This window comes from Lysinibacillus sp. IITD104, assembly GCF_036698265.2.
Lineage (GTDB): Bacteria > Bacillota > Bacilli > Bacillales_A > Planococcaceae > Lysinibacillus > Lysinibacillus boronitolerans.
In genome coordinates this window covers 4,400,601-4,414,989 of the sequence record NZ_JBAHYH020000001.1, presented here as the reverse complement: position 1 = coordinate 4,414,989, position 14,389 = coordinate 4,400,601, and the positions used below count along the sequence as shown (strand labels likewise).

Annotated in this window: 14 protein-coding genes and 7 tRNA genes; 19 read left to right on the top strand and 2 right to left on the bottom strand. The window is 37.3% G+C overall.

Annotated elements, in window-relative coordinates; all coding sequences use genetic code 11:
- Window positions 1-5: 5 nt before the first annotated feature.
- The 8 genes from V1L66_RS22360 (at window position 6) to V1L66_RS22325 (ending at window position 2,418) form a co-directional block, all read left to right on the top strand.
- Window positions 6-81: transfer RNA gene (locus V1L66_RS22360), tRNA-Val, on the top strand.
- A gap of 3 nt (window positions 82-84) precedes the next feature.
- Window positions 85-160: transfer RNA gene (locus V1L66_RS22355), tRNA-Thr, on the top strand.
- A gap of 7 nt (window positions 161-167) precedes the next feature.
- Window positions 168-243, top strand: a tRNA-Lys gene (locus V1L66_RS22350).
- A gap of 17 nt (window positions 244-260) precedes the next feature.
- Window positions 261-345: transfer RNA gene (locus V1L66_RS22345), tRNA-Leu, on the top strand.
- 35 nt (window positions 346-380) lie between these two features.
- Window positions 381-455, top strand: a tRNA-Gly gene (locus tag V1L66_RS22340).
- A 5-nt stretch (window positions 456-460) separates the two neighbouring features.
- Window positions 461-549, top strand: a tRNA-Leu gene (locus tag V1L66_RS22335).
- An 8-nt stretch (window positions 550-557) separates the two neighbouring features.
- A tRNA-Arg gene (locus V1L66_RS22330) sits at window positions 558-634 on the top strand.
- A 215-nt stretch (window positions 635-849) separates the two neighbouring features.
- Window positions 850-2,418 (top strand): IS1182 family transposase, encoded by a 1,569-nt coding sequence (locus tag V1L66_RS22325; RefSeq protein ID WP_333006306.1) that lies wholly within the window; start codon window positions 850-852, stop codon window positions 2,416-2,418.
- A 147-nt stretch (window positions 2,419-2,565) separates the two neighbouring features.
- Here the strand turns inward: V1L66_RS22325 and V1L66_RS22320 are convergent, their stop codons facing one another.
- Window positions 2,566-3,237, bottom strand: a complete 672-nt coding sequence (locus V1L66_RS22320) for a LytTR family DNA-binding domain-containing protein (RefSeq protein ID WP_036075349.1) — start codon at window positions 3,235-3,237, stop codon at window positions 2,566-2,568.
- Window positions 3,238-3,451: 214 nt separating this feature from the next.
- Here V1L66_RS22320 and aceA point away from each other — a divergent pair, with 214 nt between their 5' ends.
- The gene (gene aceA, locus V1L66_RS22315; RefSeq protein ID WP_004233046.1) at window positions 3,452-4,735 is read left to right on the top strand and encodes an isocitrate lyase; all 1,284 of its coding nucleotides are present in this window, start codon (window positions 3,452-3,454) and stop codon (window positions 4,733-4,735) included.
- 112 nt (window positions 4,736-4,847) lie between these two features.
- Window positions 4,848-6,446 carry a malate synthase A gene (gene aceB / locus V1L66_RS22310; RefSeq protein ID WP_258859470.1) on the top strand — a complete coding sequence of 533 codons (1,599 nt, stop codon included), beginning with the start codon at window positions 4,848-4,850 and terminating at the stop codon, window positions 6,444-6,446.
- A 274-nt stretch (window positions 6,447-6,720) separates the two neighbouring features.
- Here aceB and V1L66_RS22305 read toward each other — a convergent pair whose 3' ends face one another.
- On the bottom strand, window positions 6,721-7,386 hold the full coding sequence (locus V1L66_RS22305) for an O-methyltransferase (RefSeq protein WP_333006307.1): 666 nt from the start codon (window positions 7,384-7,386) through the stop codon (window positions 6,721-6,723).
- Window positions 7,387-7,514: 128 nt separating this feature from the next.
- Between V1L66_RS22305 and V1L66_RS22300 the strand changes: the two genes are divergently transcribed.
- From V1L66_RS22300 to V1L66_RS22260, 9 genes are all read left to right on the top strand, one after another.
- Window positions 7,515-8,408, top strand: a complete 894-nt coding sequence (locus V1L66_RS22300) for a LysR family transcriptional regulator (protein ID WP_016992427.1) — start codon at window positions 7,515-7,517, stop codon at window positions 8,406-8,408.
- 72 nt (window positions 8,409-8,480) lie between these two features.
- Complete coding sequence (locus V1L66_RS22295) at window positions 8,481-8,876, top strand: GntR family transcriptional regulator (RefSeq protein ID WP_036075346.1); 396 nt, start codon at window positions 8,481-8,483, stop codon at window positions 8,874-8,876.
- Between the two features lie 4 nt (window positions 8,877-8,880).
- The gene (locus V1L66_RS22290; RefSeq protein WP_333006308.1) at window positions 8,881-9,978 is read left to right on the top strand and encodes a DUF5808 domain-containing protein; all 1,098 of its coding nucleotides are present in this window, start codon (window positions 8,881-8,883) and stop codon (window positions 9,976-9,978) included.
- A gap of 73 nt (window positions 9,979-10,051) precedes the next feature.
- Window positions 10,052-10,723 carry a response regulator transcription factor gene (locus V1L66_RS22285; RefSeq protein ID WP_036075344.1) on the top strand — a complete coding sequence of 224 codons (672 nt, stop codon included), beginning with the start codon at window positions 10,052-10,054 and terminating at the stop codon, window positions 10,721-10,723.
- On the top strand, window positions 10,720-12,093 hold the full coding sequence (locus V1L66_RS22280) for a HAMP domain-containing sensor histidine kinase (RefSeq protein ID WP_333006309.1): 1,374 nt from the start codon (window positions 10,720-10,722) through the stop codon (window positions 12,091-12,093). Before V1L66_RS22285 ends, V1L66_RS22280 begins: the two co-directional genes overlap by 4 nt.
- A 73-nt stretch (window positions 12,094-12,166) precedes the next feature.
- Window positions 12,167-12,571, top strand: coding sequence for a hypothetical protein (locus V1L66_RS22275; protein ID WP_016992424.1), 405 nt, complete (start codon window positions 12,167-12,169; stop codon window positions 12,569-12,571).
- Window positions 12,572-12,820: 249 nt separating this feature from the next.
- A complete protein-coding gene (locus V1L66_RS22270) occupies window positions 12,821-13,039 on the top strand; it encodes a helix-turn-helix transcriptional regulator (protein WP_409072241.1) in 219 nt (72 codons plus the stop codon).
- 23 nt (window positions 13,040-13,062) lie between these two features.
- Window positions 13,063-13,461, top strand: coding sequence for a hypothetical protein (locus V1L66_RS22265; RefSeq protein ID WP_312124567.1), 399 nt, complete (start codon window positions 13,063-13,065; stop codon window positions 13,459-13,461).
- Window positions 13,462-13,544: 83 nt separating this feature from the next.
- Window positions 13,545-14,387: a hypothetical protein gene (locus V1L66_RS22260; protein WP_312124568.1), complete on the top strand. Its 843-nt coding sequence runs from the start codon at window positions 13,545-13,547 to the stop codon at window positions 14,385-14,387.
- Window positions 14,388-14,389 lie beyond the last annotated feature (2 nt).

The following is a 14,389-nucleotide window of genomic DNA, read 5'->3' as shown; positions in this document are numbered from 1 at the left end:
ACCCAGGAGGATTAGCTCAGCTGGGAGAGCATCTGCCTTACAAGCAGAGGGTCGGCGGTTCGAGCCCGTCATCCTCCACCATATGCCGGTTTAGCTCAGCAGGTAGAGCAACTGACTTGTAATCAGTAGGTCGTGGGTTCGATTCCTATAGCCGGCACCATTTTTTCGAGCCATTAGCTCAGTTGGTAGAGCATCTGACTTTTAATCAGAGGGTCGAAGGTTCGAGTCCTTCATGGCTCACCATTTAGAAATAATAATAAGCGGGTGTGGCGGAATTGGCAGACGCACTAGACTTAGGATCTAGCGCCGCAAGGCGTGGGGGTTCGACTCCCTTCACCCGCACCATTATTTTCATTGCCAGATAAAAAACTTATGCACATGCGGAAGTAGTTCAGTGGTAGAACACCACCTTGCCAAGGTGGGGGTCGCGAGTTCGAACCTCGTCTTCCGCTCCAAATGTGCCGGGGTGGCGGAACTGGCAGACGCACAGGACTTAAAATCCTGCGGTAGGTGACTACCGTACCGGTTCGATTCCGGTCCTCGGCACCATTTTAAATGCGCCCGTAGCTCAATTGGATAGAGCGTCTGACTACGGATCAGAAGGTTATGGGTTCGACTCCTGTCGGGCGCGCCAAGCGCCGATGGTAGTTGGGGGCTTCCCCCTGTGAGAGTAGGACGTCGCTAGGCAAATGAAGAGGCTGGGACAAAACCCACCTCTAAATTAAAAAGCCTGTGAAATTTTACGATCAGTAAAATTTCACAGGCTTTAAATTTTTTCATAAAAAAATAAGGATCACTTCTGATAAAATTAAGTCACCACAACAAAATTATACAGAAAGAAGGATCCTTATGTTTAAAAATTATAACATGAATCAATTAGTTTTGCCTTTAGATTTAGAAGTAACATTACAAAAAAATGATATTGCCTTCCATGTCCACCATCTAGTTGAAAGTATCTCGCCTGAAGCGTTTGAACCATTCCTTCGAAATGAAGGCTGTCCCGCCTACCATCCACGCATGATGCTTAAAATTATCTTATGTGCTTATACACAATCTGTCTTCTCAGGGCGTAAAATTGAAGCCCTATTAAAAGATAGTCTTCGGATGATGTGGCTAGCTCAAGGCTATGAACCAAGCTACCGCACGATCAACCGTTTTCGTGTTCAACCAGAAATGAAAGAGTTGATCCGCCAATGTTTCGTCCAATTCCGTTGCCAGTTGGTCCAAGAAGAATTAATTGATCAGGAAGCTATTTTTATTGATGGAACAAAGATCGAAGCCAATGCGAACAAATTTACTTTCGTGTGGAAAAAATCCATCGAGAAATATCATAACGGATTAATTGAAAAATCAAACCAGTTATACGATGAGCTACTCGAGAAAGAAATCATACCAGAAATTGAACGAGAAAATGGAGAAGAATTAGCAGTAGAAGAGCTCGCCCAGATGGTAGAAAAAGTAGACGAAGTGATTTCTACATATGATCAAAAAATAGAGGATTCATCGGATGTAGCTGCGCGAAAAGCTTTAAGAGCCGAACGGAAATTCCCAAAGCAAGCACGCAAACAATTAATCGACTATATTGTACGTAAACTAAAATATCAAAAAGACTTTGAAATCTTTGGCATGCGAAATAGTTATTCCAAGACGGACTCAGATGCCACATTTATGCGAATGAAAGATGACTATATGAAAAATGGTCAATTGAAAGCAGGTTATAACATCCAAGTCGCAACAGAAGGTCAATATGTGCTTGCCTACAGTATCTATTCGAACCCAACGGATACACGTACCTTAATCCCGTTTTTAGATGAAATCGAACAACATTATTTTGAGCTACCAAAACACGTCGTCGCAGATGCTGGATATGGTAGCGAACAAAATTATGATGATATCCTTTCGAATCGTAAACGAGAAGCCTTAATTACGTATAACTTGTATTTAAAAGAACAAAAGAAAAAGTATAAACAAAACGAATTCAATACAGCATACTGGGATTATGATGAAGAAAATGATCAATACACATGTCCAAACCAACAACAGCTTGTATTTAAATATCGTACCACGAGAACGGATCAATATGATTTCACGCGCGAGTTTAAGGTATACGAATGTGAAGACTGTTCCGAATGCCCATTTCGTTCATTATGTACAAAAGCAAAAGAAGGAAATAATCGTAAGTTAATAGTGAATGAGAAGTGGGAACAGCAAAAAGAATATGTAAGAACAAAGCTTTCAGAAGAAAAAACGAGTACCATTTATCGTCAACGCAAAATTGACGTGGAACCAGTTTTTGGATTCTTGAAAGCTAATTTGCGTTTCACTCGATTTTCTGTTCGAGGAAAATCGAAGGTTAAAAATGAAATAGGTCTGGCATTAATGGCTGTGAATTTAAGAAAATTCACAGCCATTAGGTAGGGAGACAACATAAAAAATAGAGAAATCCTAATTTGAATGAATTCAAATTAGGATTTCTCACTAATTGAAGCTAGTTATGTCCCAGCCTCTTTTTGTTGTACTGAAATTAAGAAAGTAGGCTGTTCCCGGAAAAGGACAGCCTTATACTTAAAACTCAAGAGCATTCCGAAGATCATTTAGATAAGATTGACTCACTGGTAACTCACTTCCATCAATTAAAGTGACAATAAAATTTGATGTTAAATCGCGTGCCATTTTTTTTATGAAATGTATATTTACAATGTAAGATCTATGGATACGAATAAAATATGATGGTAATCGTAATTGAAGTTCTTTAAGTGTAATACTCGTTTTATACTGATCACCCTCTACATAAAACCATGTTTTTTTCTGTAGGCTTTCAATATGAGATATTTTATTAATTGCTACAGGATTCCATTCCTCCTCTTGCTTTCCAGTTAAAAATTGATATGGTTCGGCTCTTTTTGTTGTAAATGATGACGGTAGGACAATGACAAGAGCAGCAGGCTTATTTTGAATGTATATGGGATAACCAATGCCGTAATATGGCGTATCGAATAGGGAATTATCTAAAATAGCATCTGTTTTTTTTTGAGTCTGTAACACTTGGTCCGCAATACTCCCAGGTAATACTTGTTGCCCTATCTCTAAATGAATACTTTGGTGACCAGAGTGAAAATAAACATAAGAATGTTCAACAGCAATCGCAATGGATGAATCAGCAGGTATCCAGTCTTTTAACATAAAAATATATTGTTGTGAAATATCTTTTACGAAAGAATTTAACTCATTGTTCATTGTGAATATCCCCCTTGTTTGTAAACAGTCTTCCAAATTTCATCCTTAAAAAAGGTAGTTTTATCCTTAAAATTTGATCTTTTATCGAAAAATAATGAAAATTCAAATAGTCTGTTATATATTAATTTACAACAAATAAACCTGTTATGGAACAGATAATTAAAAGTTTTTTAACAGAGTATATTGTACACAAAGGGGAAGGTGGAATTTCAATATGTCAACTCGTCAAGAAAGAATCGAAGCTTTAGAAAAACAATGGGCTGAAAACCCACGTTGGGCTGGTATTGAACGCACATATTCAGCTGAAGAGGTTGTTAAATTACAGGGGACAGTAGTAATTGAACAAACACTAGCGCAAAAAGGTGCTACTCGACTTTGGAATTCATTACATGAGGAACCGTTTATCAATGCATTGGGGGCATTAACGGGGAATCAGGCAGTACAACAAGTAAAAGCTGGCTTAAAGGCTATCTATCTATCAGGCTGGCAAGTAGCTGCAGATGCAAACCTGTCTGGTCAAATGTATCCTGACCAATCATTATATCCAGCTAACTCTGTACCAGCAGTAGTAAAACGAATTAATCAAGCACTTCAACGTGCAGATCAAATTGATCATGCTGAAGGACGTGTTGATCAATTTGATTGGTTCGCGCCAATCGTAGCAGACGCAGAAGCAGGTTTTGGTGGGCCTCTAAACGTATTCGAGCTTGTAAAAGGTATGATTGAAGCTGGAGCAGCTGGTGTTCACTTAGAAGATCAATTAGCTTCTGAAAAGAAATGTGGACACCTTGGAGGTAAAGTATTACTTCCAACACAAAATGCTGTTCGTAACTTAGTAGCTGCACGTTTAGCAACGGATGTTATGGGTGTAGATACAATTTTAATTGCACGTACAGATGCTGATGCTGCTGATATGGTTACATCAGATATTGATCCACGTGATGCAGAGTTCATCACTGGTGAACGCACACCCGAAGGCTTCTTCCGTACAAAAGCTGGAATCAAACAAGCAATTGCTCGTGGTTTAGCTTACGCGCCATATGCAGATTTAATTTGGTGTGAAACTTCTAAACCATCACTTGAAGAAGCTAGAGAATTTGCTGAGGCTATTCATGCTGAGTTCCCAGGTAAAATGCTTGCATACAACTGCTCACCTTCATTCAACTGGAAGGCAAATCTTTCAGAAGAAGAAATTGCAGAGTATCAACGTGAACTTGGTAAGTTAGGTTATAAATTCCAATTTGTTACTTTAGCAGGTTTCCATGCACTTAACCACTCTATGTTTGAGCTTGCTCATGACTATAAAGATAATGGTATGGCTGCATATTCTAAGCTACAGCAAGCAGAGTTTGCTTCTGAGTCTAAAGGCTATACAGCTACACGTCACCAACGTGAAGTAGGTACTGGTTACTTTGATGAAATCTCTCAAGTTATCTCTGGTGGTACTTCTTCTACAACTGCAATGGCAGGTTCTACTGAAACAGAACAGTTTGTATAAGTCTTAGTTTAAATACGTGTTTTCCTAAATTCATAATCATAGAATAGTCTCCTCCGCTCCTCCTAAAGCGGAGGATGACGAAACTAAAATGGCAAAGGTGGGTAAACAGCTAATGGAACAAGCAACGACAGGTAAGCTTAAAATTGTTGGAGAACAAAACGAGCAAACTAATGAAATTTTGACACCTGAAGCTCTTGAATTTGTTCTTGCCCTGCACGAAAAATTTGATGCTCGCCGCAAGGAGCTGTTGGAGGCTCGACAAGAACGCCAAAAACGACTTGATGCGGGAGAGAAGCTGGATTTCCTGCCAGAGACGAAGCATATTCGTGAAGGTGATTGGGTAATTGCACCACTTCCAAAAGACTTGCAAGATCGCCGTGTTGAAATTACAGGGCCAGTTGATCGGAAGATGGTTATTAATGCGTTAAATTCTGGAGCAAAAATGTTCATGGCATGCTTTGAGGATGCATCTTCCCCAACATGGGAAAATATGATTGGTGGTCAAATTAATATGCGTGATGCTATTAATAAGACGATTGAATTTACACAAGCATCCAATGGCAAAACATATAAATTAAATGATGAGACAGCAGTGCTGTTAGTACGTCCACGAGGTTTACACTTGCTTGAGAAGCATGTACTAGTGGATGGAGAGCCGATTTCAGGCAGTTTCTTTGACTTCGGTTTATATCTATTCCACAATGCCAAAAACGCACTTGCACAAGGTACAGGGCCATACTTCTATCTACCAAAGCTTGAAAGCCATTTAGAGGCTCGACTATGGAACGATGTCTTTGTGTTTGCTCAAGATTATATTGGTATTCCACAGGGGACAATAAAAGCTACTGTATTAATTGAAACAATTTTAGCCGCGTTTGAGATGGATGAAATTTTATATGAGCTACGTGAACATTCAGCTGGTTTGAATTGTGGTCGCTGGGATTATATTTTCAGCTATATTAAACGTCTACGCAATCAAGCTGACGTTATTTTGCCAGATCGTGGGCAAGTAACGATGACAGTACCTTTCATGAAAGCCTATACATCTTTATGTATTCAAACATGTCACAAGCGGAATGCACCAGCAATGGGCGGAATGGCAGCACAAATTCCAGTTAAAAATGATGATGAGGCAAATGCAGTAGCCTTTGCAAAAGTGGCAGAAGATAAACGTCGTGAGGCAACAGAGGGGCATGACGGTACATGGGTAGCACATCCTGGTATGGTTGCAACAGCGATGGAGCAATTTGATGCTATTATGACAACGCCTAACCAAATTCATAAAAAGCGTGAGGATGTACATGTAACTGCCGAAGATTTAGTAGCTGTACCAGAAGGAACAATTACAATTGAAGGTCTACGTATTAACTGTAGTGTTGGTGTACAATATATTGCTTCATGGCTTCGAGGTAACGGGGCTGCACCAATTAATAACTTGATGGAGGATGCTGCAACAGCAGAAATCTCTCGTACACAAGTATGGCAATGGATCCGTCATCCGAAAGGAATCTTAGATGATGGACGTGGTATTACATTAGCATTTGTTTTAGAAATATTGGAAGAAGAACTTGTGAAGATTAAAGAGGCTGTTGGGGAACAAGCTTATAACAGTGGTCGCTATGAAGAAGCTGCTGAACTGTTTAAATCCTTAATTGAACAAGATGAATTTGCAGAATTCTTGACACTTCCAGGGTATGAAAAATTAGCGTAAAATACAAATCTACTATCCAACATATCAAACTTTCCTAATAACTATCTATGGATTGCACTCGGGTACAGTCCAGCCTATTCCACTAACATAACGTGACGGGGTCTGTTCCCCCGTTTAAAGAGATGAGCACGATTGAATTAAAAGGGGTCTATAAATAAAAGTTAAGAGATTTTAAGGGTTTAAAGATGTCTTACTAGCTTAGATGGGGAGCGGTAAGGCATCTTTTTATTGTACATCCGCGTAACTGTTTTAAAAGTTACGCGGCTTTTCTATTCTAATTTACTATGGCTAGTACAAAGCCATCATACCCTTTCACACCAACTGTTTGTATAGCTGTTGCTTCAATTCTAGGGTCTGCTTTTAGTAAATCCACAAATTCCTGTACGCCTCTAACGCGTTCATCCTCACTATTTTCATCAGTTACCGCACCGTTACGCACAACATTATCAGCGATGATAACAGCCCCAGCCTGTGCTAATTTTAACGCCCACTCTAAGTAAGCAGGGTTATTAGGTTTATCAGCATCAATAAAGATAAAGTCGAATAATAGTCCAGCTTTTTTTAAGTTTGGCAATGTATCTAGGGCATTTCCTACAATTACCTCAATCATTTGTTCATAGCCTGCATTCTCTATATTTTGCTTGGCGATTTTGGCGTAATCTTCATTAATTTCTAAAGTCACTACCTTTCCTGCTTGAGGAAGAGCTTGGGCTAAGCAAATACTGCTATAGCCTCCAAGTGTACCGATCTCTAAAATATTTACCGCACTTTTCATTTTAGCGAGTAAATATAATAGTTTCCCTTGAGTAGGAGATACATCAATTTCTGGAATACCTGCAGCTTTATTAGCCTGTAGTACACTATTAAGGTGTTCGTTTTCTGGTAGGAGCTTAGTCATGAAATAATCATCTACATTATGCCAAACATTTAATTCTGTCATTATACAGCCTCATTTCACTATTTTTTAAAGTGCAAGCTTGCCAATAAAGTGTATGATAGAATGAATCATAATAAAAATATATTATTATTATTTATACATAACTAAAGATTATGAATTGAGGTTAAATCATGAATAGTCATGGCTTAAAATTGTTTTATCAAGTTGCGGCTACAGGTAGTTTTACAAAAGCTGCAGAAAAGCTATGTATCAGTCAACCTGCCGTTTCAAGTCAAATCAAACGTTTTGAGCATGAAATTGGCGTCCAGCTATTTCAACAACAGGGACGTGGTGTAGTACTTACTGAATTCGGTGTGGCACTAGCAGAAAAAGCTCAAAATCTTATTGCTCTTGAACAACATATTGAAACATTTATAGAAGATTATCGACTTGCAAGAGCAGGAAATTTACACATTGTTGCAACCTACTTACCTGCTAATTTTTTAATTCCTAAATGGGCAGCTACTTTCAAGGCTGCAAATGAACAGGCGAATTTAATGATTACAACGACCAATACAAAGGATGCCTTTGAACAGTTAATAAACTATAAAGCGGATATGGCTATTTATGGTGGGGGAATGTCTGAAAGACCTAAGGAAATAGAGTGGGAGGAATTATATGAGGATGAATTATGGTTTGTAGTATCGCCAAATCATCGTTATGCACATCAATCTATTACATTAGTCGAAATGTTTCAGGAGCCTTTTATTATGAGGGAAGTAGGGAGTTCGATGAGGGAGCATCTTTTCTCATTATGTCAAACATACCAAGTGAGACCACCAAAAATCGCACTCCAATTTAATGGCATTCATGAAACCATTCGCTCAGTCATGGCAGGCTATGGTGCAAATTTTATTTCTTCTCTTGCGGTTAGAGAGTATGTAGAGAGTGGGCAATTGGCGAGGGTTTATGTCAAGGATATACATGCCATTAAACATAAAATTGCGATTTGTACGAGGAATAATGAGAAGCAGAATTTACTTGTGCAAAGATTTATTGAAACCATTAAAAATTCTCCCATTTAAAAATTTGTATCTCATGCAAGGTGGAGAGAAATTTGTTATATTAGTTGTATAACAAATATGGAGCTGATAAACATGCTTATTCAAATAGAATTTCAATCAGACGTACCTATTTATGAGCAGGTGACACGTCAAATTATTGAAGGAATTGCTAGAGGAGAAATGAAACCAGGTGATACTTTACCGTCTGTGCGAAGTTTAGCTGCTGATCTAGGTGTTAATATGCATACTGTTAATAAGAGCTATCATGAATTAGAGGCAAAAGGGATTATTACCATTCGACCAAAATCTGGAGCTATTATATGTTCTACAGAGGAGAGAGCTTTAACACCTGAGCAACTACGACAAATCGAAAAGAATTTGAAACCTGTTGTGGCAGAAGGAATGGTGCTCGGCGCAACAGCTGAACAAATTGAGCACATGATGAAAAAAGTATTCGCTGATTTGCAAATTCCAGCAGAGGGAGTGTAGCAAAATGCTACTTGGTGTTTTTACAACCATTTACATCATGACATTAGCTTTGCAAATAGTGGTTCCTTATATTGTACGAGAGACAATCGTTTTTGGAGTCACTGTGCCTGAACAAAAGATTAAACATCCCATCCTAGCTCAATTGAAAAAACAGTATGTTCAATTCGTAGGAGGCACAGGGATAGTATTTCTAATCATCATGATTATTAGTTACAATCAATTAGCGCCTTCTGAATCCATGCAAAGTATTGTATTATTAAGTTGTTTGTTTAGTATGCTTACAGTAAGTATGGTGCTGTATTGGATAAATCATCAAAAGGTATCTACTTTGAAAAAACAAGAGCAGTGGGGCGCAAATATTAAACAAGTACGGGCAGTAGATTTAACTGCACGAAGCCGCGATGAAATGCTTCCTTGGTCTTTTTTTGCTGTACCGTTAGGAATATCAGTATTTTTGATCATTTACACAGTACTACATTACGATCAAATGCCAAATGATATAGCAGTACATTGGGGGCCGAGTGGAGAAGCAGATGACTGGAGAGATAAGACCTATTTTACGGCTATTTCACTGCCATTGATAATGCTAATGATGCAATGTATGATGTGGGGAATTACCGACTCCATTAAACGTTCTGCAATTAAATTAGCTGTAAATCACAAAGAGGAATCGTTGGAGGATCAGCTCAAAACGCGAAAATACATGAGTTGGCAAATATTAATGATAAGTTATGCATTAACAGCTTTATTAACAATTTTGCAATTAAGCAATATCTATCCTTCTATGACAGTAGGCTATAAGCTATTACCAGTATTTATTTTGTTCTTAGTTGTTTTGCTGGGCTCATTACTTATATATGTTTTGAAAAAACATAAACACAAAGTACGCTATGAAGCAAATATAGATTCACAGGTAATGGACGTGGATGAGGATCGCTATTGGAAGGGTGGCTTAATTTATATGAATCGACAAGACCCTTCCATTTTTGTGGAGAAACGCTTTGGGGTAGGATGGACTATGAACCTTGCCAATCCTAGAGGCTATATTGTTATTGGTTTACCTTTTCTCTTATTGCTGTTGATTTCTATATTTTCGTTATAAAATAATAGTAATTTGTGATGAAAAAATTCGTTCTATGTGATCGGATTTTTTCTTATTAACTGGAGGTGGGCAGATGAAGATCCTTGTTGTTGATGATGATGTTCATATTTTACAACTAGTAAATATTTATCTTACAAGGGAAGGTTATCAAGTGTTACTTGCTGAAAATGCACAGCAGGCACTAGCCTTACTTGAAGGGAGTCTGCCTGATTTAGCTGTGGTCGATGTAATGATGCCAGGAATGGATGGTTTTACACTAACAGAGTCTTTAACCCAAGATTATGATATTCCTGTTTTATTATTAACAGCAAAAGGGGAGCTAGAGGATAAAGAACGTGGCTTTTTAGCAGGATCTGACGATTATGTTGTAAAGCCCTTTGAACCAAAGGAGTTATTATTTCGTATAGCCGCGATTTTGAGGAGATTGGATAAAAAAAATCAAGTAACCATTCAAGTAGGCAAACTAGTAATTGATCGTCGAAGCTTTGAGGTTGTAATAGAGGGAAATACACTTATATTACCTTTAAAGGAATTTGAATTACTGGCTTTGTTAGCATCACGACCCCATCAAGTGTTTACTCGTAGCTATATTATGGAACAAGTATGGGGCTATGACTATGATGGAGATGAGCAAACGTTAAATACGCATGTGAAGCGGATTCGTGAAAGATTAAATCGATATGACACGGCTGTTGAAATTACAACAGTAAGAGGTGTTGGCTATAAGCTAGAGGAAACAACATGAAAACGTTATATAGTAAATTTGTTGTAACAACAATGCTAGTAATGATTGGAAGCTTATGTTTGGGCTTTTTAGTAACAAATACCTATTACCATCAAGTTGTAAAAGAAAAAAATGATACGAAAAACGTTAGCATAGCACAGGATATTGTGCATTATATTGAGACAGACAAACCAGAAGATTTAAATAGCTATTTGACAACATTGGGCGAGATTGGCTATCAAATTTATGTAACAACTGGTGAGGAGGGGCATTTTTTTGGTGGCCCATATCGTGATAAAACATTGTCAGCATCTGTTATTGAGCATGTTTTAAACGGAGAAACCTATCATGGTATGCGAGATTTCCCTAAAGAAACCTTTGTAACAGGCTTTTTTGCTAATGAACTAAATAATACAATTGGTGTGCCATTTACCTATGAAAACAAGCCCTATGCTTTATTCATAAGACCTGATATTCGTTTATTGTTTTCTGAGGTGCATACAATACTTGCAGGATTAATGTTGGTTATGACGGTACTGAGCCTACTTGCCATGCTATTATTTGCTAAAGCATTAATTCGCCCCATTACAAAGCTAACAGCAGCCACTCAACAGCTAGCACATGAAAAATTTGATACAGTTCTAGATATTGATCGTGCAGATGAAATTGGTCAATTAGCGGCAAGCTTTAATAGGATGACTGAGAGACTACAGGAAAATGATCGTACAAGGAAGGAATTTATCAGTAATGTATCACATGACTTCCAATCACCTTTATTAAATATTCAAGGGTATGTTGATTTACTGAAAAATCCTTCCCTTACTGAGCAGGAAAGACAGGAATATGCAGCAATCATTGAGCTAGAAACAAAACGCCTATCTACATTGACCAAGCAATTATTATTATTAACATCGCTTGATCAATCGACAAGAATCGTAAAACGTGAGTCTTATCGGTTAGATGAACAGCTAAAGGAAACCGTACGAAAGTATCGTTGGCAAATGGAAGAGTCACAGCTTCAAGTATCATATAAGCTAGAGCAAATTATTTTTGATGGCGATGCAGGGCTTTTACAAAATGTATGGGATAATTTACTGACAAATGCCATTAAATATAATGTAGAGGGTGGGCAAATACGTCTACATGTACAAAGAAAATCTGCCTCAATTGAAATTCTTGTTGAGGACAGTGGAATAGGAATGACTGAGGATCAATTAGCAAAAGTATATGACCGTTTTTATCGCGCCGATGCGTCTAGAACCAAGCAAGGGACGGGGCTAGGCTTAGCGATTGTCAAACAAATTGTTGAGCTACATGGAGGGACCATACAGATGGAAAGTAAAGTGCATGCAGGCACAAAGGTTTATATCCATCTACCAATTTTGTCATAAGGAGTTCATGTAAAGTTCATGTTCACGCGATAAACTGCTACTTAGTTGAAACAAACATAGGGGGAGTTATCGTATGGAACAAAAGTGGAGCATACGCCTTATTCGATTAGCGGCAATTTTTGCCTTAATTGGCACATATTTAGGATCACATATGTCGGGATCAGGTAGTTATGAATATAGACCGATACATGCACATATTTTACTTGTTGGCTGGCTTAGTATGTTTGCCTGGGGTATTTTTTATCGAGCCTTCAAAGTGAAATCACAAAAATTAGTAACCATTCATGGTTGGACAGCTATTGTGGGTGTTCTGGGCTTAACATTAGGCATGTGGTTTTACAATATAAATCCATTTAATTTCGGTAGTACTTTTACATTAGTCTTCTTTATTGTAGGAGGAACTACGCTATTAATTAGCTTTGCTTTATTTATTGTTGTAACATTTATGATTAATCAAAAAGTGGATATGAAAAAATAATGAAACCTACCGTGTCACGATTTGTGGAGCGGTAGGTTTTCATGTTTATTGAATAACTTCTAGAGATTTTTCAGCCATTTTGAAGCCTCTTGGTACTCTTGTGTACCAAACCCGATAACAAGCTGGGGTTTTTTGGTTTTACTCTTTATAACGATAAAATATAACTTAAGTACCATTTTCGCGCTATTCTAATATGTCTAGTTTACAATACATTTTGTATATGATACTCTACATTTAGAGGTGGGTGAATTGAAAAAAAGCAAAGTAAATAACAATGTGCGCCATTTTCGACGATTACTTAATCTAACACAAGAAGAATTTGCTGAAAAAATAGGTGTACATAGACAAACCGTTATTGCGATTGAGAAGCAAAAATATGAGCCTTCAATTGGTGTGGTATTAATGATTTCTTCGGTTTTGAAGGAGCCAATTGAAAAACTATTCTTTTTTGATGATAAAGTTGAATAAAGGATTTAAGGGGGTAAATATATATGCGGTCAAAGAAATGGATGATCTTAATTTTTTACTTATATTTATTCTTATCATTGGGGTATATGAGTTATTCCGCGTATGGTAGGGAAGATAATATTTGGATTATATGGTTAATTGCAAGTTTGTCTGTAGGCTATCAAATCATTCGATTCTTAATTGACAAAAAGAAAGATGGATGGAATAGCAGTTATGTAGTAGCCGATCAACGAATTTTTGGAAAGATTAAATTGTCGTTGGCAATATCCTATGTATTTATAATTGTTTTTTTAATAATTGGAGCTTTGGGAATTAGTCAAGGTTTCTTTATGTTTGATTCATTTGAAACGATTGTTGCAGCCATTATTTTTAGCTTATTAGTATTTATGATTTCTCAAATAGTTCAACAATTTATAAAGTAACAAACAAAAGGTTGTTATTTTTCATTTTAATTCTTCTTAATATGGTGTACGTACAAAAATACCATTTTAGGGGGAATTTTTTTATGACAATTATTAACGCATTATCATTAAATAATCAAGAACAACAAGCAGTAGTGGAAAAGATTAAGGACCGAGTAACTAGTAAATTAAATCTTGCTGTTGATTTCTCAAAATTACATGGGAATCAAGTCGATTTTTCTTTAATGAATCGTGGCGAAATTCGAAAGTTAGATAACACGATTGGTAAACAATTTACTGTTCCCACAAAAACATATGAGGGTTTAAATGGTCAGGTCCAATATACAGAGTTAAACGACATTTATATGCTTAATGTAACTACTCCAACAAAAAACCCGGAACTTTTAATTCCACTTCGCAATCTTGCTAAAGCTAATGAAAAACTTGATCGACTTGCAAAACATGTAGTTGCAGAAGGATATACGCTTATTGACAGTGATGAGGTAGTTATTCAAACACAAAAAGCAGTTTTTGAAAATGCAATCGAAACTTTTGTTGAAGCAACGAATATGTATACTCTTCCTATCTACAAAGATGATAATGCTGTCGGTTATTTAGTCTTTGATGAAATTAACTCTAATCCCATTGTAATCATTGGGAATGATATGACTGCAATCAATGAAGAGGGAGAAATAATTACAATCTTTGCCTCAGGAGATAGTTGTTCTTTAAAATGGGCTGACTGTATGCAACAAGAATTAGGTTGTAGTAACTGGTCTTCGTGTTTACTTCTGTTTGGTACTTGTATCTCCGCTTGTTGTACTTGTGCAGGTGTCGTTACTTGTCTTGTATGTGTAGGTTGTGCAATTCATGTATTTAACGCTGCGTGGTCTTGTCGTATGTGCGTTCCTGATGCAGCACGACCAAAAGAATGTCCGGTTAAATAAAA